The 22,879-nt window shown below is 52.7% G+C and carries 22 protein-coding genes and 1 pseudogene; 14 read left to right on the top strand and 9 right to left on the bottom strand.

The window, feature by feature from the left end; translation table 11 throughout:
* Nucleotides 1-197 precede the first annotated feature (197 nt).
* On the bottom strand, nucleotides 198-1,871 hold the full coding sequence (locus tag ACOTXD_RS16930; RefSeq protein ID WP_164552222.1) for a tyrosine-type recombinase/integrase: 1,674 nt from the start codon (nucleotides 1,869-1,871) through the stop codon (nucleotides 198-200).
* 112 nt (nucleotides 1,872-1,983) lie between these two features.
* Between ACOTXD_RS16930 and rluB the strand changes: the two genes are divergently transcribed.
* Entirely contained in the window at nucleotides 1,984-2,859 is an 876-nt protein-coding gene (gene rluB, locus ACOTXD_RS16925; RefSeq protein ID WP_061856455.1) for a 23S rRNA pseudouridine(2605) synthase RluB, read from the top strand.
* Between the two features lie 36 nt (nucleotides 2,860-2,895).
* Here the strand turns inward: rluB and cobO are convergent, their stop codons facing one another.
* Both cobO and ACOTXD_RS16915 read right to left on the bottom strand, forming a co-directional pair.
* On the bottom strand, nucleotides 2,896-3,486 hold the full coding sequence (cobO, locus tag ACOTXD_RS16920) for a cob(I)yrinic acid a,c-diamide adenosyltransferase (RefSeq protein ID WP_003856796.1): 591 nt from the start codon (nucleotides 3,484-3,486) through the stop codon (nucleotides 2,896-2,898).
* Nucleotides 3,483-4,244, bottom strand: coding sequence for a YciK family oxidoreductase (locus ACOTXD_RS16915; RefSeq protein WP_017384219.1), 762 nt, complete (start codon nucleotides 4,242-4,244; stop codon nucleotides 3,483-3,485). The genes cobO and ACOTXD_RS16915 overlap by 4 nt, the downstream gene beginning before the upstream one ends.
* A gap of 252 nt (nucleotides 4,245-4,496) precedes the next feature.
* Here ACOTXD_RS16915 and sohB point away from each other — a divergent pair, with 252 nt between their 5' ends.
* Complete coding sequence (gene sohB / locus ACOTXD_RS16910; RefSeq protein WP_421766469.1) at nucleotides 4,497-5,543, top strand: protease SohB; 1,047 nt, start codon at nucleotides 4,497-4,499, stop codon at nucleotides 5,541-5,543.
* Nucleotides 5,544-5,578: 35 nt separating this feature from the next.
* Here sohB and ACOTXD_RS16905 read toward each other — a convergent pair whose 3' ends face one another.
* Nucleotides 5,579-5,830, bottom strand: coding sequence for a YciN family protein (locus tag ACOTXD_RS16905; protein WP_003856804.1), 252 nt, complete (start codon nucleotides 5,828-5,830; stop codon nucleotides 5,579-5,581).
* 398 nt (nucleotides 5,831-6,228) lie between these two features.
* Between ACOTXD_RS16905 and topA the strand changes: the two genes are divergently transcribed.
* The 6 genes from topA to acnA all read left to right on the top strand — a co-directional run bounded on the left by topA (nucleotide 6,229) and on the right by acnA (nucleotide 13,714).
* Nucleotides 6,229-8,826 carry a type I DNA topoisomerase gene (topA, locus tag ACOTXD_RS16900; protein WP_003856806.1) on the top strand — a complete coding sequence of 866 codons (2,598 nt, stop codon included), beginning with the start codon at nucleotides 6,229-6,231 and terminating at the stop codon, nucleotides 8,824-8,826.
* Between the two features lie 186 nt (nucleotides 8,827-9,012).
* Nucleotides 9,013-9,987 carry an HTH-type transcriptional regulator CysB gene (gene cysB / locus ACOTXD_RS16895; RefSeq protein WP_006810844.1) on the top strand — a complete coding sequence of 325 codons (975 nt, stop codon included), beginning with the start codon at nucleotides 9,013-9,015 and terminating at the stop codon, nucleotides 9,985-9,987.
* Nucleotides 9,988-10,323: 336 nt separating this feature from the next.
* Entirely contained in the window at nucleotides 10,324-10,464 is a 141-nt protein-coding gene (locus tag ACOTXD_RS16890; RefSeq protein WP_213083754.1) for a YmiA family putative membrane protein, read from the top strand.
* A 2-nt stretch (nucleotides 10,465-10,466) separates the two neighbouring features.
* Nucleotides 10,467-10,637, top strand: a complete 171-nt coding sequence (locus ACOTXD_RS16885) for a hypothetical protein (protein WP_006810843.1) — start codon at nucleotides 10,467-10,469, stop codon at nucleotides 10,635-10,637.
* 137 nt (nucleotides 10,638-10,774) lie between these two features.
* A complete protein-coding gene (gene ymiC, locus ACOTXD_RS16880; RefSeq protein WP_032103392.1) occupies nucleotides 10,775-10,873 on the top strand; it encodes a small membrane protein YmiC in 99 nt (32 codons plus the stop codon).
* Between the two features lie 165 nt (nucleotides 10,874-11,038).
* The gene (gene acnA, locus ACOTXD_RS16875) at nucleotides 11,039-13,714 is read left to right on the top strand and encodes an aconitate hydratase AcnA (RefSeq protein WP_022651350.1); all 2,676 of its coding nucleotides are present in this window, start codon (nucleotides 11,039-11,041) and stop codon (nucleotides 13,712-13,714) included.
* Nucleotides 13,715-13,750: 36 nt separating this feature from the next.
* Here the strand turns inward: acnA and ribA are convergent, their stop codons facing one another.
* The gene (gene ribA, locus ACOTXD_RS16870) at nucleotides 13,751-14,341 is read right to left on the bottom strand and encodes a GTP cyclohydrolase II (RefSeq protein ID WP_061856454.1); all 591 of its coding nucleotides are present in this window, start codon (nucleotides 14,339-14,341) and stop codon (nucleotides 13,751-13,753) included.
* 197 nt (nucleotides 14,342-14,538) lie between these two features.
* Here ribA and pgpB point away from each other — a divergent pair, with 197 nt between their 5' ends.
* The 5 genes from pgpB to yciH all read left to right on the top strand — a co-directional run bounded on the left by pgpB (nucleotide 14,539) and on the right by yciH (nucleotide 18,187).
* Nucleotides 14,539-15,306 (top strand): phosphatidylglycerophosphatase B, encoded by a 768-nt coding sequence (gene pgpB / locus ACOTXD_RS16865; protein WP_003856815.1) that lies wholly within the window; start codon nucleotides 14,539-14,541, stop codon nucleotides 15,304-15,306.
* Between the two features lie 148 nt (nucleotides 15,307-15,454).
* Nucleotides 15,455-15,763, top strand: coding sequence for a LapA family protein (locus tag ACOTXD_RS16860; protein ID WP_003856817.1), 309 nt, complete (start codon nucleotides 15,455-15,457; stop codon nucleotides 15,761-15,763).
* A 6-nt stretch (nucleotides 15,764-15,769) separates the two neighbouring features.
* Nucleotides 15,770-16,939 carry a lipopolysaccharide assembly protein LapB gene (gene lapB, locus ACOTXD_RS16855; protein ID WP_003856819.1) on the top strand — a complete coding sequence of 390 codons (1,170 nt, stop codon included), beginning with the start codon at nucleotides 15,770-15,772 and terminating at the stop codon, nucleotides 16,937-16,939.
* Between the two features lie 184 nt (nucleotides 16,940-17,123).
* Nucleotides 17,124-17,861 (top strand): orotidine-5'-phosphate decarboxylase, encoded by a 738-nt coding sequence (gene pyrF / locus ACOTXD_RS16850; RefSeq protein WP_003856820.1) that lies wholly within the window; start codon nucleotides 17,124-17,126, stop codon nucleotides 17,859-17,861.
* Nucleotides 17,861-18,187 (top strand): stress response translation initiation inhibitor YciH, encoded by a 327-nt coding sequence (gene yciH, locus ACOTXD_RS16845; protein ID WP_003856822.1) that lies wholly within the window; start codon nucleotides 17,861-17,863, stop codon nucleotides 18,185-18,187. Before pyrF ends, yciH begins: the two co-directional genes overlap by 1 nt.
* Nucleotides 18,188-18,290: 103 nt before the next feature.
* Here the strand turns inward: yciH and osmB are convergent, their stop codons facing one another.
* From osmB to ACOTXD_RS16830, 3 genes are all read right to left on the bottom strand, one after another.
* Nucleotides 18,291-18,509: an osmotically-inducible lipoprotein OsmB gene (gene osmB, locus ACOTXD_RS16840; protein WP_003856823.1), complete on the bottom strand. Its 219-nt coding sequence runs from the start codon at nucleotides 18,507-18,509 to the stop codon at nucleotides 18,291-18,293.
* A gap of 262 nt (nucleotides 18,510-18,771) precedes the next feature.
* Entirely contained in the window at nucleotides 18,772-19,524 is a 753-nt protein-coding gene (locus ACOTXD_RS16835; protein ID WP_003856824.1) for a DNA-binding transcriptional regulator YciT, read from the bottom strand.
* 37 nt (nucleotides 19,525-19,561) lie between these two features.
* Nucleotides 19,562-19,744, bottom strand: coding sequence for a hypothetical protein (locus tag ACOTXD_RS16830; protein WP_003856825.1), 183 nt, complete (start codon nucleotides 19,742-19,744; stop codon nucleotides 19,562-19,564).
* A gap of 191 nt (nucleotides 19,745-19,935) precedes the next feature.
* Between ACOTXD_RS16830 and ACOTXD_RS16825 the strand changes: the two are divergent.
* A pseudogene (locus ACOTXD_RS16825) lies at nucleotides 19,936-20,804 on the top strand (crotonase/enoyl-CoA hydratase family protein).
* On the opposite strand, the gene pdeR reads toward ACOTXD_RS16825, so the two are convergent.
* The gene (gene pdeR, locus ACOTXD_RS16820; RefSeq protein WP_003856827.1) at nucleotides 20,801-22,792 is read right to left on the bottom strand and encodes a cyclic di-GMP phosphodiesterase; all 1,992 of its coding nucleotides are present in this window, start codon (nucleotides 22,790-22,792) and stop codon (nucleotides 20,801-20,803) included. The pseudogene ACOTXD_RS16825 and the gene pdeR overlap by 4 nt on opposite strands.
* Nucleotides 22,793-22,879: the final 87 nt, after the last annotated feature.

The following is a 22,879-nucleotide window of genomic DNA, read 5'->3' as shown; positions in this document are numbered from 1 at the left end:
ACTGATAATGATGCATTTAAAAATGCTGATCAATAAAAGCGATCAATTAGCAATATACGATTGATAATAACGATTGATATAAGCGATTGAAATATGGGGGGAAAATAAATTTCAGATCATTCCTAATCATGGGTTAGGGGGATGAGGATTTATGTGTTCTTGAGCGGGAAGATATAAATGGGGCATCAGCCCCTTTTTTAGTTCTGGAAGTCAACTACACATAACAGGTCTTTAAGCGGTGGGCGATGCGTGTAAATAGAGGTGACGCCTAAACTTTGGGTTCGGGAATGACCAACTACAAACTGCATCAAAGGTAAAGACACGCCCCCAGATGCAAGGCAATGGCTTACGAAGGTGTGACGAAGACTATGTATGCGCCTTTTTAGCCCAAACTCATCATAATCAGGGATACCTGTTTCATTCATCAACTTACCCCATTCGACTGTTGCTGTGGTGTAGTTAGGTAAGTCACTGAAAATCAGATCACCATCGTTTAGAGCATCGGCAAGACTGAGTAAACCTGACTCTAAAACCTTATTGAGTGGTATCTGGCGTTGGGCATGTTCGGTTTTCCCGTCTTCTATATAAATGTACCAGCGTGAAGTTTCTTCATCTAAACGGATGTCCCGCTTTCTGATAGAGGCAATCTCGCCACGTCGAGCACCAGTATAAATGAGGGTGAGGAAGTACCATTTGCGCCAATCGTTATTTTCCAGTGAGAACAGCTTGGTTTTAAGCTTACTCAACTCAGTGTTGCTGAAATGACCTCTCCGATTAGGCTTCACCTCATATGTGATTCCATCGGTTGGGGATTTCTCTAACTGGTCTTTGGTTTCGACGAGGTAAGTTTTAAAAAGCGAGCGCCAGATCTTGAGATGTTTTTCAACATGCTGACTACTGATCAGATCTTCCTCTGGTACGTCATAATCAATGCATTCAGGCAAAGATAGGCGCTTGTATGGCAGCTTAGTACGAGTAGGTAAGTTTTCGGTCACTTTCAGCGCTTCACGAATATCTTGCTTAGTAACCCGATCAATCGGTTTATCACCAATAACGTAAATCAGCACATCAAAGAAACGCTGGTTCTCGTTAGCGATGCTTGCTCGCCATTTTTGACCTTTTTCTTCAACATACTGCGTCCATGCTTCGGAAAGTTTGATTGCTTGGCTTGCGGTATCTTTAACTTCCGTTGAAAAAGCCTGGTTTGTTTCAACCCTACTTTGGGGTGAAGATTTTAGTTTCTGCTCTTCTAACTGATTTTGCAGTGTTGCAATGAGTTGGCGATATCGTAGCAAATCTTTCGAATAGAATGCTTCATAGGCTTGCGCGACGGTCGCGCGGCTCATATCAAGTGCAGCACCTACTTGATTCGCAAAGGGCAAATCTCCCTTGGAAAGTTCAAGTTTATTCATGTGAAGACTTGCAAGCACTTCGTTTGCTGTCTGATCGCTACCATTAACCACGCGTTGGAAGTGAGCTTCCGAATAGCCTTGTGCGGCTTCTACCGTATCTGAAGCAGATAATAGACAATTAGGATGTATGTTTCTGTGCCACTGTCCTAACTCCGGCAGACGCTCCACCTCTGCAATATCTCTTTCGAGTGCATGTAGAAGATAGTTGTCAAAGTCCTGCTTAGTGGCAGCTCGGTAGCCTTGCATTTTGCGTTTGAACTCTTCGAGGCTCATCGTTCCATTCTGCACAAGGGGAATGAAAGGGCGGATCTGATTCATGATCACTTCTGCTTGCTTTCGGCTATCAGTACCGAGACTCAGACGCACAAAACTTGTTGAATCATTTAGTCTAAAGTTAGTGTAGTATGTGCGCCCACGAATCATTGTGTGTGACAGCTTGTGTGACACGTTGTTTGCCATGCTGTGTACCATGAAAGAGTTACAGATCAGTGAGTTAAGTCGATTTATTGGCTAACTCGTTGTTTTAGAAAGTATACCAGACGCCTGTGAAGGCGACACCTGAGGAAGCTCAATGAGCGAGAAGTTACAGAAAGTGCTGGCGCGTGCCGGCCACGGTTCGCGCCGTGAAATCGAAGCCATTATTGAAGCAGGCCGCGTGAGTGTGGACGGTAAAATCGCCACGCTCGGTGACCGCGTTGAAATCGTACCGGGGCTGAAGATCCGCATTGACGGCCATCTTATCTCCGTGAAAGAGTCTGCTGAACAGATCTGCCGCGTGCTGGCTTACTACAAGCCGGAAGGCGAACTGTGTACCCGCAACGATCCGGAAGGTCGCCCGACGGTGTTTGACCGTCTGCCAAAACTGCGTGGCGCCCGCTGGATTGCCGTAGGACGTCTGGACGTGAACACCTGCGGCCTGCTGCTGTTCACCACCGATGGTGAACTGGCAAACCGTCTGATGCACCCGAGTCGTGAAGTGGAACGTGAATACGCCGTTCGTGTTTTCGGCCAGGTTGATGAGAACAAACTGCGCGACCTGTCGCGTGGCGTTCAACTGGAGGACGGCCCAGCGGCGTTCAAAACCATCAAGTTTACCGGTGGTGAAGGCATTAACCAGTGGTACAACGTTACCCTGACAGAGGGACGTAACCGCGAGGTGCGTCGTCTGTGGGAAGCGGTCGGTGTCCAGGTAAGTCGCTTGATTCGCGTCCGCTATGGCGACATTCTGCTGCCGAAAGGCCTGCCACGTGGCGGCTATACCGAGCTGGATCTGCCGCAAACCAACTACCTGCGCGATCTGGTTGGCCTGACGCCAGAAACCTCGTCGAAAGTGGCGGTAGAGAAAGATCGTCGTCGCATGAAGGCGAATCAGATCCGCCGTGCGGTGAAGCGTCACAGCCAGGTCAGCAGCAATCGCCGCTCTGGCAGCCGTAATAACAACGGTTAATTGAAAAGCCCGGTGAATACACCGGGCTTTTTTTCTTCAGTAATCAATCCCAATTTGCGCTTTGATTCCCGCATCGAACGCATGCTTAACCGGACGCAGCTCGCTGACGGTATCGGCCAGCTCCAGAATATCCCGATGACACCCGCGCCCCGTGACAATAACCGTCTGATGCGCTGGGCGGTTTTTCAGGGCAGCCAGCACGGCCTCCAGCGACAGATAGTCGTAGGCGACCATATAGGTGATCTCATCCAGCAACACCATGTTCAACGACGGGTCAGAGAGCATCCTTTTAGCATGCTCCCAGACGGCGAGGCAGGCTGCGGTATCGGTTTCTCGGTTCTGGGTATCCCAGGTAAAACCGGTCGCCATCACCTGAAACTCAACGCCATGCGGCTCGAGCAGATTACGCTCGCCGTTGGGCCATTCACCCTTGATAAACTGGATCACGCCCACTTTCTGCCCATGTCCGACTGCGCGGGTGGCGGTACCAAATGCGGCGGTGGTTTTTCCTTTACCGTTGCCGGTGAACACGATGAGGATCCCGCGCTCGTCCTGAGCGGCTGCCACGCGTGCATCAACCTGTTCTTTCAGACGCTGCTGGCGCTGCTGATGACGATCTTCACTCATTGCGATATCCCCGGTTTGCGGCCTGGCTGGGCATCGAAGGTCATTCCGGTTTTACGACGGCTGTCGTCACCCATCAGCCACAGGTAAAGAGGCATAATATCGGCCGGGGTTTTAAGCTTTTGCGGATCTTCTGTCGGGAAGGCGCTGGCACGCATTTTGGTGCGCGTACCGCCCGGGTTAATACAGTTAACCCGCAGGTGGCGGCTTTGGTACTCTTCGGCCAGCACCTGCATCATTCCTTCGGTGGCAAATTTTGAGACGGCGTAAGCCCCCCAGTTCGCACGCCCCTGACGCCCCACGCTGGAGGAGGTAAAGACCAGCGAGCCGGAATCGGAGTTGAGTAATAAAGGAAGCAAGGCCTGGGTCAGAAAAAACGTCCCGTTGACGTTAACCTGCATCACCTGCTGCCAAATCTCTGGATCCTGTTCATCCATCGGGCGCACTTCGCCCAGTAACCCCGCGTTGTGCAGTACGCCATCCAGACGCGGATAATGCGTGCTGATACGCTGGGCAAGGGCCTGACATGACGCTGGCGTACAGGTCAGCAGATCGAGCGTATACCAGGGCGTGGGGGTACCGCCGGCGTTTTCGATTTCACGGGCGACGGCCTTGAGCTTTTCTTCATTACGTCCCAGCAGAATAAGGCTCGCACCGTATTCAGAATAGGTCAGCGCCGCTTCGCGACCAATCCCGTCGCTGGCACCGGTAACCAGAATGATGCGGTTCTGTAGAAGGTTTTTTTGTGGCTGATAATGCACGGTGGCTCCTCAGGCGCATTGGGCGTAACTTGCACCTTTATTTATGACTTTTCGGCTTTATGCCCGAAACAGCGTCAGAATTCAATCAGTCTACAGGACAGATCGCTGGGAAATTAACAATTTGCAAAGATTTAAACCAGAAACGGGGGATTCCTGAAGCCGCCTCGCAGAGGTAATGTCCAGAGCGAGACGCCTGCGCAGGGCTGTTGTACACTGGCGTGAAAGATTCGTGGTTAAATCAAGGTGGAACGCGTGGAATTACTTTCTCAGTATGGGTTGTTTTTGGCCAAAATCGCGACGGTGGTTATAGCTGTCGCGGTGATTGCCGTCCTGATTGTCAACCTGACGCAGCGTAAGCGTCAGCGTGGTGAGTTACGCATTACCCGCCTGAGCGAACAGTATAAAGAGATGCAGGAGGAGATGTCTCTGGCGCTGCTTGACGATCATCAACAGAAGCTGTGGCTAAAAGCCCAGAAGAAAAAACATAAGCATGACGCCAAAGCTGCGAAGGCGAAAGCTAAACTCGCCACGCCACAGGCTGACGCAAAACCGCGCGTCTATGTGCTCGATTTTAAAGGTAGCATGGATGCGCATGAAGTCTCCTCACTGCGTGAAGAAGTGACGGCGGTGCTGGCCGTGGCGACAGTCCAGGATCAGGTGGTGGTACGCCTTGAAAGCCCGGGTGGCGTAGTGCATGGGTATGGACTGGCGGCTTCGCAGTTACAACGTCTGCGGGATAAACAGATCCCGCTCACCGTGGCGGTAGATAAGGTCGCGGCGAGTGGCGGCTATATGATGGCGTGCGTGGCGGATAAAATCGTCGCGGCACCGTTCTCCATTATCGGCTCGATTGGGGTAGTCGCGCAGATCCCTAACTTCAATCGTTTCCTGAAAAATAAAGAGATCGACATTGAACTGCATACGGCGGGCCAGTACAAACGTACGCTGACGCTGCTCGGCGAAAATACCGAAGAGGGACGGCAGAAATTCCGGGAAGATCTGAACGAAACCCACCATCTGTTCAAAGATTTCGTGCACCGCATGCGCCCAACGCTGGACATTGAGCAGGTGGCTACGGGCGAACACTGGTACGGCACGCAGGCGCAGGAGAAAGGGCTGGTGGATGAAGTGGGTACCAGCGACGACCTCCTGCTCAACCTGATGGAAGGCCGTGAGCTGGTGGGGGTGCGCTTCACCCGACGTAAGCGCCTGCTCGACCGTTTTACCAATAGCGCGGCAGAAAGCGCGGATCGCCTGCTGCTACGCTGGTTGCAGCGCGGACAAAAGCCGCTGCTGTAAAGAAAAACGCGAGGCAGATGCCTCGCGTTTTCGTTTTAATCGACCAGGTGGTACTTCTCTGAGAGGGTATGCGCCAGGTATTTAAACATGTTAAATACGGCGGTGCTTTTTGGGGTGGGTAATCCTTGTTCATCAAGGAAGTATTCACCGCTGAACACCAGCACGCCATTACGTTGTTCCACGCCAGTCGCTTCAATCCCCGCCAGGGTGTCTTCATGGTCGCGAATGAGTTTGTTTGCTTCGATAAGCAGTGAAGCTCGGTCAATGGGTTGGGTCGTATTCTGCATATTCCACTCCTTAAACAGTGACAATAGTCTACGCCTGGGTCGCTTCGGGGGCAAATTTTCCCTGTTATCCGAGGGGATAAGGAACAGGGGCTGGCTGGCGGGATTTGCTTTTGCATGCTAATAAAGTTGCGTAACGAATTTTATCAGGTACAGTGTGCGCTTTCGTCATTCTGGCAACAGAATTGCTTGACATTCGACCGGGAATTCGTCACGAATGAACTTTGATGTGAGAAAAATACCCGAAAACTCAATGACCTGGATGTCGCCATTCTGACGTTCGGTAACACATAGGGGTTGATATCCCCTGACGACGTCGCAATATCAATGGCTCGTCGTCAGCGGAAGGGAAATCAACGTGCGGCGTATTCCTGGAAGAATTAAATTAGGTAAAGGTGAATATGGGTAAAGCTCTCGTCATCGTTGAGTCCCCGGCAAAAGCCAAAACGATCAATAAATATCTGGGCAATGACTACGTGGTTAAGTCCAGCGTTGGTCACATTCGCGACTTGCCGACCAGTGGCTCAGCCAGCAAAAAGAGCGCAGACTCTACCTCCACCAAAGGGGCTAAAAAGCCTAAAAAGGATGAACGTAGCGCGCTTGTCAACCGCATGGGTGTTAACCCATGGCACAACTGGGATGCACATTACGAAGTGCTGCCAGGCAAAGAAAAAGTCGTTAACGAGCTGAAACAGCTTGCTGAAAAAGCAGACCACATTTATCTCGCAACCGACCTTGACCGCGAAGGGGAGGCCATCGCATGGCACCTGCGGGAAGTGATCGGGGGTGATGACAAACGCTACAGCCGTGTAGTGTTCAACGAAATTACAAAGAATGCGATTCGTCAGGCGTTTGAAAAGCCGGGTGAACTGAATATCGACCGTGTTAACGCTCAGCAGGCGCGTCGCTTTATGGACCGCGTTGTAGGCTACATGGTCTCGCCGTTGCTGTGGAAAAAGGTCGCTCGCGGCCTGTCTGCGGGGCGTGTGCAGTCTGTTGCTGTTCGTCTTGTTGTTGAGCGTGAACGCGAGATCAAAGCGTTCGTCCCGGAAGAGTTCTGGGAAGTGGATGCGAATGTCACCACGCCGGGCGGCGATGCGCTGCCGTTGCAGGTGAGCCACCACAACGACAAACCGTTCCGACCTGAAAATCGCGATCAGACCATGGCCGCCGTGGCGCTGCTGGAAAAAGCGCGTTATCAGGTTCTGGATCGTGAAGACAAACCGACCAGCAGCAAGCCTGGCGCACCGTTTATCACGTCAACGCTTCAGCAGGCGGCGAGTACGCGTCTGGGTTACGGCGTGAAGAAAACCATGATGATGGCCCAGCGTTTGTATGAAGCGGGTTACATCACCTACATGCGTACTGACTCCACCAACCTGAGCCAGGACGCTGTCAACATGGTGCGCGGCTATATCGAGGACAACTTCGGTAAGAAATATCTGCCGGACAGTCCTAATCAGTACGCCAGCAAAGAGAATTCTCAGGAAGCGCACGAAGCGATTCGACCTTCTGACGTTTCCGTTCTGGCAGAATCGCTGAAAGATATGGAAGCGGACGCCCAGAAGCTGTATCAGCTGATTTGGCGCCAGTTCGTAGCCTGCCAGATGACGCCAGCGAAATACGACTCCACCACGCTGACCGTCGGCGCGGGTGATTTCCGCCTGAAAGCGCGCGGCCGTATTCTGCGCTTCGACGGCTGGACAAAAGTGATGCCTGCGCTGCGTAAAGGTGATGAAGACAGAACGCTGCCTTCAGTCAACAAAGGTGACGAGCTGTCGCTGGTTGATCTGGTCCCGGCTCAGCACTTCACCAAGCCACCTGCGCGCTTTAGCGAAGCATCGCTGGTGAAAGAGCTGGAAAAACGCGGCATCGGTCGCCCGTCCACCTATGCGTCAATCATTTCGACCATTCAGGATCGTGGATACGTTCGCGTTGAGAACCGTCGTTTCTATGCTGAAAAAATGGGGGAGATTGTCACCGACCGTCTGGAAGCGAACTTCCGCGAGTTGATGAACTATGACTTCACCGCGCAGATGGAAGACAGCCTCGATGAGGTTGCCAGCCATAAGGCAGAGTGGAAGAAAGTTCTCGACAGCTTCTTCAGCGATTTTACCAATCAGCTTGAGAAAGCCGAGAAAGATCCTGAAGAGGGCGGCATGCTGCCGAACCAGATGGTACTGACGAGCATCGACTGCCCAACCTGTGGCCGTAAAATGGGGATCCGTACCGCGACCACGGGCGTGTTCCTCGGTTGCTCTGGTTATGCGCTGTCACCGAAAGAGCGTTGCAAAACCACCATCAACCTCGTGCCGGAGAACGAAGTTCTCAACGTGCTGGAAGGGGACGATGCGGAGACTAACGCACTGCGCGCCAAACGCCGCTGTAAGAAATGCGGCACGGCGATGGACAGCTACCTGATCGATCCAAAACGCAAACTGCACGTTTGTGGCAATAACCCGACCTGCGATGGTTATGAGATCGAAGAAGGTGAGTTCCGCATTAAGGGCTATGACGGTCCGATCGTTGAGTGTGAGAAATGTGGTTCCGAAATGCACCTGAAAATGGGACGCTTCGGTAAGTACATGGCATGCACCAACGACGACTGTAAAAACACGCGTAAGATCCTGCGTAACGGTGAAGTTGCGCCGCCGAAGGAAGATCCGGTTCCGCTTCCTGAGCTGCCGTGTGAGAAGTCAGACGCGTATTTCGTGCTACGTGACGGCGCTGCCGGGGTATTCCTGGCGGCCAACACCTTCCCGAAATCGCGCGAAACCCGTGCGCCGCTGGTAGAAGAGTTGTACCGCTTCCGTGACCGTCTGCCGGAAAAACTGCGTTACCTGGCCGATGCGCCACAGCAGGATCCGGAAGGCAACAAAACCGTGGTGCGCTTCAGCCGTAAAACGAAGCAGCAGTACGTGGCGGCAGAGAAAGAGGGCAAAGCGACCGGATGGTCAGCCTTCTTCGTCGACGGGAAATGGGTTGAAGGCAAGAAATAATCTTCCCTTACCGTAATTTACCTGTGAAAGGGCCGGACTTCCGGCCCTTTTTTATTACGTAGTTATTATTTTTTGTTCCGTACTATACAGCCTGGCTATAAATGATATAGTGGTTATAGTTAACCCGTTTCTTATTATTAAATCGTCTTAAGCGATTGACTCATGCGCTAAATCGGATGGTCTGGCATGAAATTACAGCAGCTTCGCTATATCGTTGAGGTCGTCAATCATAACCTCAATGTCTCTTCCACCGCAGAGGGTCTTTATACCTCGCAGCCCGGCATCAGCAAGCAGGTGCGTATGCTGGAGGATGAGTTAGGTATTCAGATCTTTGCCCGCAGCGGTAAGCACCTGACTCAGGTCACGCCGGCTGGACAGGAAATCATACGCATCGCACGGGAAGTGCTCTCCAAAGTCGACGCCATTAAATCCGTCGCTGGGGAACATACCTGGCCGGATAAAGGCTCTCTGTATATTGCCACCACGCACACCCAGGCGCGTTATGCGCTTCCCGGGGTGATCAAAGGTTTCATCGAACGCTATCCCCGCGTTTCCCTGCATATGCATCAGGGCTCACCGACGCAAATCGCAGAGGCCGTATCTAAAGGCAATGCAGACTTCGCTATCGCGACGGAAGCCCTCCATCTGTACGATGATCTGGTCATGCTCCCGTGCTACCACTGGAACCGCTCTATTGTCGTGACCCCGGATCACCCGCTGGCGGGGAAGGGCGAAGTGACAATCGAAGAACTGGCGCAATACCCGCTGGTGACCTATACGTTCGGCTTTACGGGCCGTTCTGAACTGGACACCGCGTTTAACCGCGCCGGATTAACGCCACGGATTGTCTTTACGGCGACGGATGCGGACGTCATAAAAACATATGTGCGTCTGGGCCTGGGCGTTGGGGTTATTGCCAGCATGGCGGTAGATCCTGTCTCAGACCCGGATCTGGTGCGTCTGGATGCGCATGATATTTTCAGCCACAGCACCACCAAGATAGGTTTTCGTCGCAGCACGTTCCTGCGCAGCTATATGTATGATTTTATTCAACGCTTCGCGCCACATTTAACGCGCGACGTGGTGGATACAGCTGTAGCGTTACGCTCCAATGAAGACATCGAAGAGATGTTTAAAGACATTAAACTTCCCGCCAAATAATCACACCCGGTATCTTTCTGGTACGGAAAGATACCGTCATTCCCCTTTAAACCTGAATTAGAATTATCATCATCTACGTCCACTGTCATATATCGTCATAACCCATTAAATGACTATGGTTTTACTGTCGCAAATTTGCGACAAAAGTAGAAACTAATTTACAGGTGTGCAAATTATTCTTTTCAATTATTTATTTCGGGTCAAAAGATTGAATTTTCCCAGGCCCAGATACGTAAATTCACTGGCTTTTCGGCTAAAGTTTCTTTAGGATTTATCTCATCAGATGATTACTTGTGCCAATTGTTTGGTCTCTAAATGATAAGCGATGTCGATTGTATGAGGTTAGCAATGCCGTCAGGAAGTGAAGAACCGCAAAGGGATCCCGCGCTTAAGCGTAAAGCCTGGCTGGCGGTCTTTCTTGGCTCTGCCCTGTTCTGGGTGGTGGTTGCTCTTCTTGTCTGGAATTACTGGGGTTGATTATGGTCATGACGGTGCGTACAGAAGCGAGAAAAGAGATGTGTCAGCTTCGTGACAATGCTCACAAAGCCCGTAAGGCGCCAGCAACCAGCGTGCCAGCTTCCTGGAAACTGACGCCACAGCAGCAGGCCTTTATTGATGTGTTCGCGGAAGACGAACCCAAAAAACAATAATTTTGAATTTTGCGTAATGATGCAAATAGTCTGAATAAAGACTGTGCGCTTTTGTACTCCTTAATAAATACACATCAGCAATATAGAACGAGGGCAGACCTCGCAACCTTAAATAATTAAAGTCTGGTGTCCCTATGATGAATAACATGACAACCGTAAAATACTGGTCATGGCTCGGCGTATTCTCAGCGTCGATCCTCTTCTGGTGTCAGCTCCTCTGGCTGGCCTTGCACTAAATCGTAAAACCTCGCCACGGCGGGGTTTTTTGTTTTATCCCTCGTGTTGGACCATTCCTAAATTTATCAATTTGGGTTGTTATCAAAACGTTACGACATCTTTGTGTTATCTTTAATTACAGCCCTGATGATTGTCAGGACATCCCTGTTTTTAAGGAGGAGCTTATGTCGTTAACCCTACGCGAAGCCAGTAAGGACACATTACAGGCGGAAAATAAAACCTGGCGCTACTATAGCTTACCGCTGGCTGCCAGAACGCTTGGGGACATTTCGCGGTTACCCAAGTCGTTGAAAGTCTTACTGGAAAACCTCTTGCGCTGGCAGGATGGCGACTCGGTTACCGAGGAGGATATCCAGGCTCTGGCAGGGTGGCTGAAGAATGCACATGCAGACAGAGAAATTGCCTATCGCCCGGCCAGGGTGCTTATGCAGGATTTCACCGGCGTACCAGCGGTTGTGGATTTGGCTGCCATGCGTGAAGCCGTTAAGCGTCTCGGGGGCGATACTGCTAAGGTTAACCCCCTGTCCCCGGTAGACCTCGTCATTGACCACTCCGTCACCGTCGATCACTTTGGTGACGACGATGCTTTCGGCGAAAACGTCCGTCTGGAGATGGAACGTAACCATGAACGCTACGTATTTCTGAAATGGGGTCAGCAGGCGTTCAGCCGCTTCAGCGTTGTTCCACCGGGCACCGGCATTTGTCACCAGGTCAACCTGGAATATCTCGGCAAAGCCGTCTGGAGTGAATTGCAGGATAAAGAGTGGGTGGCTTACCCGGATACGCTGGTGGGCACCGATTCACACACAACCATGATTAACGGCCTTGGCGTTCTGGGTTGGGGCGTCGGTGGTATTGAAGCGGAAGCGGCCATGCTCGGCCAGCCGGTATCAATGCTCATTCCCGATGTGGTGGGCTTTAAGCTGACCGGTAAATTGTCCGAAGGCATCACCGCCACGGATCTGGTTCTGACGGTCACCCAGATGCTGCGTAAGCATGGTGTGGTGGGTAAATTCGTTGAATTTTATGGCGATGGTCTGGATTCCTTGCCGCTGGCGGACCGGGCCACCATCGCCAACATGGCGCCGGAATATGGCGCGACCTGCGGCTTTTTCCCGATTGATAGCGTTACGCTGGAGTATATGCGCCTCAGTGGTCGCAGCGAGGAGCAGGTGGCTCTCGTTGAGGCCTACACCAAAGCGCAGGGCATGTGGCGTAACCCGGGTGACGAGCCGGTATTTACCAGTACGCTGGAACTGGATATGGGCACCGTTGAGGCAAGCCTCGCAGGGCCAAAACGTCCGCAGGACCGCGTCGCCCTGAGCAACGTTCCCAAAGCCTTTGCCGCCAGCAATGAGCTGGAGGTTAACGCCGCGCAAAAAGATCACCGTCCGGTGGACTATGTTCTGAACGGGCATCAGTATCAGCTTCCTGACGGCGCCGTGGTGATCGCCGCTATCACTTCCTGTACCAACACGTCCAACCCGAGTGTGTTAATGGCTGCCGGGCTGCTGGCAAAAAAAGCGGTAGAACTGGGGCTCAAGCCACAGCCATGGGTTAAAGCCTCTCTGGCGCCTGGTTCGAAAGTGGTTTCCGATTATCTGGCGCAGGCCAGACTCACGCCTTACCTCGACGAGCTGGGCTTCAACCTGGTGGGCTACGGCTGTACGACCTGTATCGGTAACTCTGGTCCACTGCCTGAGCCTATTGAAGTGGCGATCAGGCAGGGTGATTTGACCGTTGGCGCGGTACTTTCTGGTAACCGAAACTTTGAAGGGCGTATTCATCCGCTGGTGAAAACCAACTGGCTGGCCTCGCCGCCGCTGGTTGTAGCCTATGCGCTGGCCGGAAACATGAACATTAACCTGGCGACCGATCCGATTGGTCACGATCGCAAAAATGAACCGGTCTATCTGAAAGACATCTGGCCATCATCGCGTGAAATTGCGCGCGCGGTAGAGAAAGTTTCCACCGAGATGTTCCGCAAAGAGTATGCGGAAGTGTTCGAAGGCACAGCGGAATGGAAAGCGATCGACGTGGTGGGTTCCGATACCTATGACTGGCAGGATGATTCCACCTATATTCGCCTGTCGCCATTCTTCGACGAAATGCTGGCGGAGCCTGCACCGCTGAAAGATATTCACGGCGCGCGGATCCTGGCGATGCTGGGCGATTCCGTCACCACCGACCATATCTCTCCGGCGGGGAGCATCAAGGCGGACAGTCCGGCAGGTCGGTATCTGCAAAGCCGTGGCGTGGAACGTCGCGATTTCAACTCCTACGGTTCGCGCCGTGGTAACCACGAAGTGATGATGCGCGGGACCTTTGCCAACATCCGCATTCGCAATGAAATGGTTCCGGGCGTGGAAGGGGGCATGACGCGCCACCTGCCGGATACAGAGGTCATTTCAATTTATGACGCAGCCATGAAGTATCAGCAGGAGGGGACGCCGCTGGCCGTTATTGCCGGTAAAGAGTACGGCTCCGGTTCCAGTCGCGACTGGGCGGCAAAAGGTCCGCGTCTGCTCGGGGTTCGCGTGGTGATTGCCGAATCCTTTGAACGTATCCACCGCTCAAACCTGATCGGCATGGGGATCTTGCCGCTGGAGTTCCCGCAGGGCGTGACGCGTAAAACGCTGGGTCTGACCGGGGAAGAGCAGATTGATATCAGCGGTCTGCAAAATCTGCAACCGGGTAAAACCGTTCCGGTGAAATTAACGCGCGCAGATGGTACGACAGAAGTGCTGGATTGCCGGTGTCGTATTGATACGGCAACAGAGCTGACCTATTACCAGAACGACGGCATTTTACATTATGTAATTCGTAAGATGCTGGACTGATAAAAACGCCCGGCACATGTGCCGGGCGTTTTGCGTTTACTCGCTCAGCAGATGCCCCATTTTGGCGGCTTTAGTATCGAGGTAGTGCGCGTTTTTCGGGTTGCGGCCGACAATCAGCGGCACGCGTTCCACGATATTGATGCCCGCTTCAGTGAGTATTTCCACTTTTTTCGGGTTATTGGTCAACAGACGCACTTCGTCCACACCCAGCAGCTTGAACATATCTGCGCACAGGGTGAAATCGCGCTCGTCAGCAGCAAAGCCGAGCTGATGGTTCGCTTCGACGGTATCGTAGCCCTGATCCTGCAACGCGTAGGCGCGGATTTTATTCAGCAGGCCAATATTGCGTCCTTCCTGACGGTGATACAGCAGAACGCCACGTCCTTCCTCTGCGATATGAGAAAGGGCGGCTTCAAGCTGGAAACCGCAGTCGCACCGCAGGCTGAACAGCGCGTCACCGGTCAGACACTCTGAATGAACGCGGGACAGCGCCGGCGTTTGCCCCGAAATGTCGCCGAATACCAGGGCGACGTGATCTTGCCCGGTTGCCAGTTCTTCAAAACCCACCATCAGGAAATCGCCCCATGGGGTTGGCAGTTTGGCTTCTGCCACACGTTTAAGCTGCATGTGATTCTCCAGACCAGGCTGACACGTTTCGTGCCTTTGCCCCATTATGCTTTCTGTATTGGACTATTTTGCCACAAGCCCGGCAACTTCACCTAATCACCACCACGCTTTACAAACGTTAAACGCACAATCCGACATATCCACCAGAATGAAGAAATTCAGTTATGATTGTGGTGCTTAGTGAAAAAGGAGAGGACATGCTTTCGATTGCCAGACGAACGGCCGCAGGTGCCGCCGTATTGCTCGTTATACCCCTGGTCGTTTGGTTCTCCGGCTGGATGTGGCAGCCCGGACAAAACGAGACGTGGCTGAAAGCCCTATACTGGATAACCGAGACGGTCACCCAGCCGTGGGGGATTATTACACACGTGCTGCTCTGTGGCTGGTTCCTGTGGTGCCTGCGCTTTCGCCTTCGTGCGGCGCTGGTACTGTTTGCCATTCTCGGCGGGGCCATACTCATCGGGCAGGGGGTGAAGTCGTGGGTGAAAGATCGCGTGCAGGAACCCCGTCCTTTCGTCGTCTGGCTGGAAAAAACGCACCATGTTCCGGTGGATGAGTTCTACAATTTAAAGCGTAAAGATCGCGGTGCGCTGGTAAAGGAGCAACTTGCGGAACAGCAGGATATCCCGACCTTTTTACGCAAACACTGGCAAAAAGAGACCGGCTTTGCGTTTCCTTCCGGGCATACGATGTTTGCTGCCAGCTGGGCGCTACTTGGCGTAGGACTGCTGTGGCCGCGTCGGCGTACCCTCACGATTGCGATTTTGCTGGTCTGGGCGACAGGCGTAATGGGCAGCCGGATGCTGCTGGGGATGCACTGGCCGCGTGATTTGGTGGTGGCAACGCTGATCTCGTGGGTACTGGTGACGCTGGCGACCTGGCTTGCACAACGTTTTTGTGGACCCCTGACGCCGCCGCCGGAAGAGAAGGAAGAAATAGCCGAAAGGGAGTCTGGCGGAACCTGAAGGTTGATATTCCGCATTTTGACCATAAATCCATGTAGGGCGCGTTACTTTTTCCATTTCGCGCCCGCCACTAAAATGGTAGCTTATAAGGCTGATTGCAGTGAGTTGAACACGCTTTATACGCTCGAACCACATAACGGGAAGTCATGTGAAATATTTACTCATTTTCTTACTGGTGTTGGCGATTTTCGTCATTTCAGTCACATTGGGCGCGCAAAACGATCAACAGGTAAGTTTCAACTATCTGCTGGCGCAGGGCGAGTACCGGGTGTCGAGCCTGCTGGCTGTGTTATTCGCGGCGGGGTTTGTCATCGGCTGGCTTGTATGCGGCCTGTTCTGGCTTAAGGTTCGTGTTTCTCTTGTTCGCGCTGAACGTAAAATTAAACGACTTGAACATCAACTTACGCCTGCGTCTGACATTCCGGCGAGCTCTGGTGTGCCGGTAGTCAAGGAATAATCGAATATGCTGGAGTTGTTGTTTCTGCTTTTGCCTGTCGCCGCAGCCTATGGCTGGTATATGGGCCGCAGAAGCGCGCAACAAACAAAACAGGATGAAGCAAACCGACTCTCCCGTGACTACGTAGCGGGGGTGAACTTCCTGCTGAGCAATCAGCAGGATAAAGCGGTGGATCTGTTCCTCGATATGCTTAAAGAGGATACCGGCACCGTTGAGGCGCATCTCACCCTGGGAAACCTGTTCCGCTCGCGCGGAGAGGTTGACCGTGCCATTCGTATCCACCAGACCTTGATGGAAAGCGCTTCGTTGACCTATGAGCAACGGTTGCTGGCCGTGCAGCAGCTGGGGCGAGATTATATGGCCGCGGGGCTTTACGATCGCGCCGAGGATATGTTCTCTCAGCTGGTGGATGAGACGGACTTCCGTATCGGTGCGCTTCAGCAGCTTCTGCAAATCTATCAGGCCACCAGCGACTGGCAAAAAGCGATTGATACCGCTGAACGGCTGGTCAAACTCGGCAAAGACAAACAGCGCGTCGAAATTGCCCACTTCTATTGCGAGCTGGCTCTCCAGCAGATGGGTAGCGATGACATGGATAAAGCCATGGCACTGTTAAAGAAAGGCGCAGCGGCCGATCGCAACAGCGCGCGCATCTCGATCATGATGGGGCGGGTCTTTATGGCTAACGGTGATTACGCCAAAGCCGTGGAGAGCCTGCTTCGCGTTATCGATCAGGACAAAGAGCTGGTCAGCGAAACGTTGGAAATGCTGCAAACCTGCTATCAGCAGCTCGGTAAGCAGGACGAGTGGGTTGCGTTTCTGCGTCGCTGTGTTGAAGAGAATACAGGTGCCACAGCCGAGCTGATGCTGTCAGATGTCGTCGAAGAGCATGAAGGAAGCGATACCGCCCAGGTATACATTACCCGTCAGTTGCAGCGTCATCCTACCATGCGTGTCTTCCATAAGCTGATGGATTACCACCTTAATGACGCAGAAGAAGGGCGCGCTAAAGAGAGCCTGATGGTGCTGCGAGACATGGTGGGTGAACAGGTGCGCAGCAAACCGCGCTATCGCTGCCAGAAATGCGGCTTCACCGCCTATTCGCTCTACTGGCATTGCCCTTCCTGCCGGGCGTGGTCCACCATTAAGCCAATCCGAGGTCTGGACGGACAGTAATTTTTTAAAACGCTGCACTTTAGTTACAACATACTAATGGTTACAGTAATTCCATCAGCACCGTGCGGTCTGGGGTTCAGCAGGAAAAGCATTCGATTCTGTTCATTTACCCCGAGGGCAGGTAGAATGCACGCCGTTTATCTGTTCCGCGCCGCTGCGCGCCCATAGACGAAAAGGGCTGGTCATGACGTCTGTTACATCCTCCACTTCCCGCGTAGTTACCGATTCTCCCGTAGTTGTTGCCCTGGATTACAATAACCGTGACGCCGCACTGGCCTTTGTTGATGGCATTGATCCCCGCGATTGCCGTCTGAAAGTAGGCAAAGAGATGTTTACGCTGTTCGGCCCACAAATCGTCCGCGATCTGCATCAACGTGGTTTCGACGTTTTCCTCGACCTGAAATTCCACGACATTCCAAATACCACTGCGCACGCCGTTGCTGCGGCAGCTGAACTCGGCGTGTGGATGGTTAACGTACATGCATCGGGCGGGGCACGCATGATGACGGCTGCGCGCGAAGCGCTGGTGCCGTTTGGTAATGACGCTCCGCTTCTGATCGCCGTCACCGTGCTGACCAGTATGGATGAATCCGACCTGCGCGACCTGGGTGTGACGTTGTCACCTGCCGAACATGCAGAGCGTCTGGCGCGCCTCACGCAACAGTGTGGTCTCGATGGCGTGGTCTGTTCGGCTCAGGAGGCGGTTCGCTTCAAATCTGAGTTAGGCCGCGATTTTAAACTGGTGACGCCAGGTATTCGTCCAGCAGGCAGCGAGTCAGGGGATCAGCGACGTATCATGACGCCAGAGCAGGCGCTGAGCGCGGGTGTAGACTATATGGTGATTGGTCGCCCGGTGACGCAATCCGCTCATCCGGCAGAGACCCTGAAAGCGATTAATGCATCACTGAAAAAGGGGGCATAATGCGTGACGCCAACAGTCGTCTGGTCTATTCAACGGATACCGGGCGCATTGAAGAGCCAAAAGAGAAAGCTGAACGTCCAAAAGGCGATGGTATCGTGCGAATTCAGCGCCAGACCAGCGGCAGAAAAGGGAAAGGCGTTTGCCTTGTCACCGGCATTGACCTGGATGATGCAGACCTGGTAAAGCTCGCCGCTGAGCTTAAAAAGAAGTGCGGATGCGGTGGGGCAGTAAAAGACGGCATTATTGAGATTCAGGGCGATAAACGAGATTTAATTAAAACGCTGCTGGAAGCCAAAGGAATGAAAGTCAAACTGGCGGGCGGCTAAAATAAATGAGCCACGGACATTGCCGTGGCTCTTTTTTTACGTGCGTAAGTCAGACCTGAAAATACTTAATATATTATTATGCCGGTGAGAGCCGTTATGGTGATTATTTGCCCACCTGGTGACCGATAATACCACCTACGGCAGCACCACCTAATGTACCCAGCGTACTACCATCCGTTAATACTGCACCACCAAGCGCACCAGCACCGGCACCAATCGCGGTGTTACGGTCACGTTTAGACCAGTTAGAGCAAGCGCTCAGGGACATTGCTACAGTGATTGCCAGAACAGCGGCGGCTAATTTTTTGCTGGTAAAGGTCATAATACTTTCTCCTGAATTATCGATTCACGGAAAGGAATGCACTTTAAGTATAGACAATATCCATACTTAAATTCTGTTCCCGTGAAAGCTGGTCGCGCAGGCGTTTCATCATCACGCAGGTGATAGTCACTTCCTGTTATATCGCTAATACTAATTTTACGTGTTTAGAACGGTTTCAACAGGTAAAAACTCTTAAAGGAAGGGTCGGAATACTCTCAGAGAAAGGTTTAAGTGCGCCCATTATTCGGGCGCAGCAGGATAATCAGGCTGTTTTTTTTACAATATCGACAGTCAGACCGTCTTGTTCTAATTGCTGGCGATATTCATCACGCAAACGCTCATCCGTGATTACACGGCTGAAGCGCGAGGCCGGCCCCATCGTATAAGGGTGTACGGCGCCAAACTTAGAGCTGTCGGTCAGCACAATCGCTTCACACTCTTTGGCGAGTACGGCGTTAACCACGTCTGAACGCATCATGTCGCGGCCGGTAAAGCCGGTGTCGGGCTGCCAGCCATCAATACCTATGAATGCCTTACTGAAGTGAACTTGCTGAACATATTGGCGCGTTAATGGCCCCACCATGCTTTCGCTTTTCTTCTGGTAAATGCCGCCCAGCAGAATCACCTCGCAGCGAGTTTCCTTCAACAGATGGGCAATATAGCTGCTTACGGTGATGATGGTAACGTCTTTTTGATCGGCAAGCGTGCGCGCCAGAAGGGCGTTACTGCTGCCATTTTCAATAAAGACGGTCTCACCGTTATTCACCAGGGATGCAGCAAACTCCGCCAGCTCCCGCTTGAGCGCATAATTGTTCATCATGCGGGTTTCAACGTCGTCGCTGTCCAGTGGAACGGCATATCCGTGCGCACGCCGCAGGTAGCTCTGTTTTTCCAGAAGATTCAGATCCTGACGAATGGTGACTTCAGAAACGCCGGTGGCTTTAGCGAGATCGACCACGCTTACGCGTCCCTGATCGATCACCATCTGCAAAATGATTTGTTGTCGGGAGTTCATAGCATCCATTTAAAAGGCAAGGTCGGAAACGACGTGGTTACACTTCCCACGGGGCTTTAGGTTGAGTGGATTCTGGAGCGTTATCAGCGCCGTTCTCAGCCAGCAGTTCAGACTTGAGGATCTCAAGATTACGGATAGCAGAGTGATAATCGCCTGCGACAAGAATATCCAGCACAGTATCAATACGCTGCGCCACGGCTGTTGCATCAATGTTAGACATAAGCTCACCCTGAAGCGAAAAGTTAATATTATCAATGATGCAGAAAATTGATTCAAAAGAGAAGGTAAAAAATGCAATAACCAAAGTCCATAAATGAAAGTGATAAATTTAACCCCCGTCTGCTGCGGGTTGTAGGGGTGGATTAGTCTAAAACTGCGCGCAACGCGCTTTTTTATAAGAGGAATTCGACTATGACAGTTATCAACCAGACAACCTGCACATTGTTTACTGATGCTGAACGATTCACTCAACTGGCGGCTTATTATGAGGCCGAACGGCGTACGGTGTGGATGATGTTACGTGCCACGCCACGGCCTTGCTTCAACCATGCGCTGATCGAGGAGATCATGAATCTCTCCTGGCTGGTTCGACAGTCCGGATTTGTCGTTGATTTTTGGGTCACCGGATCGCTGGTCCCCGACATCTACAATACCGGCGGTGATTTACAGTTCTTCGTTGAGTGCATCAAAAACAACCGACGCGAAGCGTTACGCGCCTATGCCCGGGCCTGTGTGGACTGCGTTCATGCCGCCTCGCGAGGGTTTGATACCGGCGCTGTCACGCTGGCTATGGTGGAAGGAAGCGCTTTAGGGGGCGGGTTTGAAGCCGCCTGGCGCATCATTTCATTCTGGCCCAGCGCGATGCTCGATTAGGCTTTCCGGAAATCGCGTTCAATCTGTTCCCGGGCATGGGCGGCTATTCACTGGTGGCGCGTCGTGCCGGCATGAAAATGGCGGAGGCGCTGATCTACAAAGGTGAGACGCATACGGCGGAATGGTATGAGCAGCATGGTCTTGTGGATCTCTTATTTGAGCCGTTACAGAGCTATGTTTCGGTGCGGACGTTTATCGACACGCTACAGCCGAAGCTGAACGGCGTAAGGGCCATGCTGCGTGCACGTACGCGCGTGCTGCCACTTCCGCGAAGCGAGTTGATGGACATTACTGAGGATTGGGTTGATGCCGCCTTCTGCCTTGAACCGAAGGATATCGCCTACATGGAGCGGCTGGTTATGCTGCAAAATCGCCATCAGGCGACGGGCTTACGCAAAGCCAGCTAACGGACATTCCTGGCCTGATAACGTTTTAGCCATCGCTCGAATGCGGCAGCGGGCATGGGCTTAGCAAAAAGATAACCCTGCCGTTCGTTGACGCCATTCTTCGTCAGAAAGGCGTCTTCTTTTGCACTTTCCACCCCTTCAGCAATGACCTGCAAATTTAACGCCTGGGCCACGGCGACTATCGCACGCACCAGCGACTGTGAAATGGACTGCTTATGGATATCCCGCACGAAAGACTGGTCAAGCTTAATGGCATCGATAGGGAAGCGCGCCAGTTGCGACAGGGAAGAGTACCCCGTACCAAAGTCATCCAGATGAATTTGCGCTCCCAGGCGGCTAAATTGCTGGATCACTGACAGGGCCAGTTCTTCATTTTCAATGAGACAGCTTTCGGTTAATTCCACGTCAATCGGGCAGTATTCAAAATTCAGGTCTTTCAGCGCCTGCTTCAGGTCACTGAAGATGGTCTGGTCCGCCAGCTGACGGGCGGAGACGTTGACCGCGACGCGCATGTTGATCCCCTTGTCGCGCCATTTTGCTACCTGGCGCACCACATCAAGCATAACCCAGCGGCCCAGAGGCACAATCAGCCCTGATTCCTCGGCATAGGAGATAAACTCCATCGGCGGGATCAGGCCACGCTCTGGCGACTGCCAGCGCACCAGCGCCTCCAGACTTCTGACTTCGCCGCGCCAGGTCATTTTGGGCTGGTAGTGGATTAACAGCTGATCGTTATCCAGCGCTTTACGCAGGTTGGTATCCAGCCACAGGTATTCAAATACGCGCTGGTTCATCTCTGGCGAGAAGACGCAGAATTTGCCCCGGCCATTTTCTTTGGCGGTGTACATGGCGGTGTCGGCATTGCGAATGACGCTTTCGCGATCGTTACCGTGCTGGGGCGCAAGCGCGATGCCCAGCGAGCAGCCGGTGTAAACCTCAATCAGTCCGATGCGGAAAGGTTGACGCAGTCGGGTCAGTATTCGCGACGCCATCGCTTCCAGCGCGCCCTGCGAGGTATCGGTGGCCATCACGATAAACTCATCCCCACCCAGGCGCGCCAGGGTTTGTCCTTCGTCCAGGCAGCTCAGGATCGCCAGCGCAACGGCCTGTAGCAGCTGGTCGCCAAACATATGCCCATAGGCATCGTTCACTTTTTTAAAATTATCCAGATCGAGATAAACTACGCCAACCTGCGTGTCACCCCGAGCGGTGATGGCATCAGAGATCAGCTCATGGATGGCATTTCGGTTAGGCAAACCGGTAATCGTATCCGTATTGGCGAGAACGCGCAGGCGCTCCTGGGCCCGACGCTCCTCGGTTATGTCGGTACCTGAACAGATGAGGAAAATTTCATTTTTTCCGCTGCCGCTGTGAACAAATTTATTTCTGAAGAGAAACAGGCGCTGCCCCTTGCGGGTCTTGATCCAGCGTTCAACTTCGTAGGAGCTGCCGTTACGAAAAAAACCGGTGATGTTGCGTTTGGAGGCCGCGGCTTCGCTGCGGCTCATAAACAGTTTGAACACGTTTTGCCCGATAACTTCCTGTTCCTTCAGGCCCGTATATTCTTCACTTAAACGGTTGAAGCGCTGAATATTCCCGTTCTGGTCGAGGATCACAATCACGGAGTTAGCCTCGGAAACTACCTGTTCGGCGAAGGAGAGCCCCTGCGCCAGGTCGCGCGCAACGGAAGGGGTATCGTTCCAGGCTGATGCCGTTCCTGCCCACTCATTTTTGTTAATTTTACGGCCGACAAGATGAACGGGAACGTCCACACCGTACAAAGGCAGGGTCATGGCAATGCTGGAGGTGATTACGGTGAGCTGGCGGATCAGCGCGGCCTGTTCATCATCCAGCGCAACCACCTGAATGATGTCAGCGCTTTCACTGGCAGCAAGATGCAGAGCATTGCTGTCTGCTGTCAGTCGCCACCAGGGGCTATGCGTACCCATGTAACGAAACAGCAAATTCTGCTCCAGATCGTCCATCACGTTTTCTCCCGCGGCTGCTGAGTAGCGCACAAATTATTCATTTGCAGTCGACAATGACGGCTCTCTTTTACTGTAGATAATTCTGGA

Source organism: Enterobacter cloacae complex sp. CDL013 (genome assembly GCF_049238805.1).
Taxonomy (GTDB): domain Bacteria; phylum Pseudomonadota; class Gammaproteobacteria; order Enterobacterales; family Enterobacteriaceae; genus Enterobacter; species Enterobacter hormaechei_C.
The sequence above is the reverse complement of the archived record's forward strand: the minus strand, read 5'-3'. Positions and strand labels throughout refer to the sequence as shown.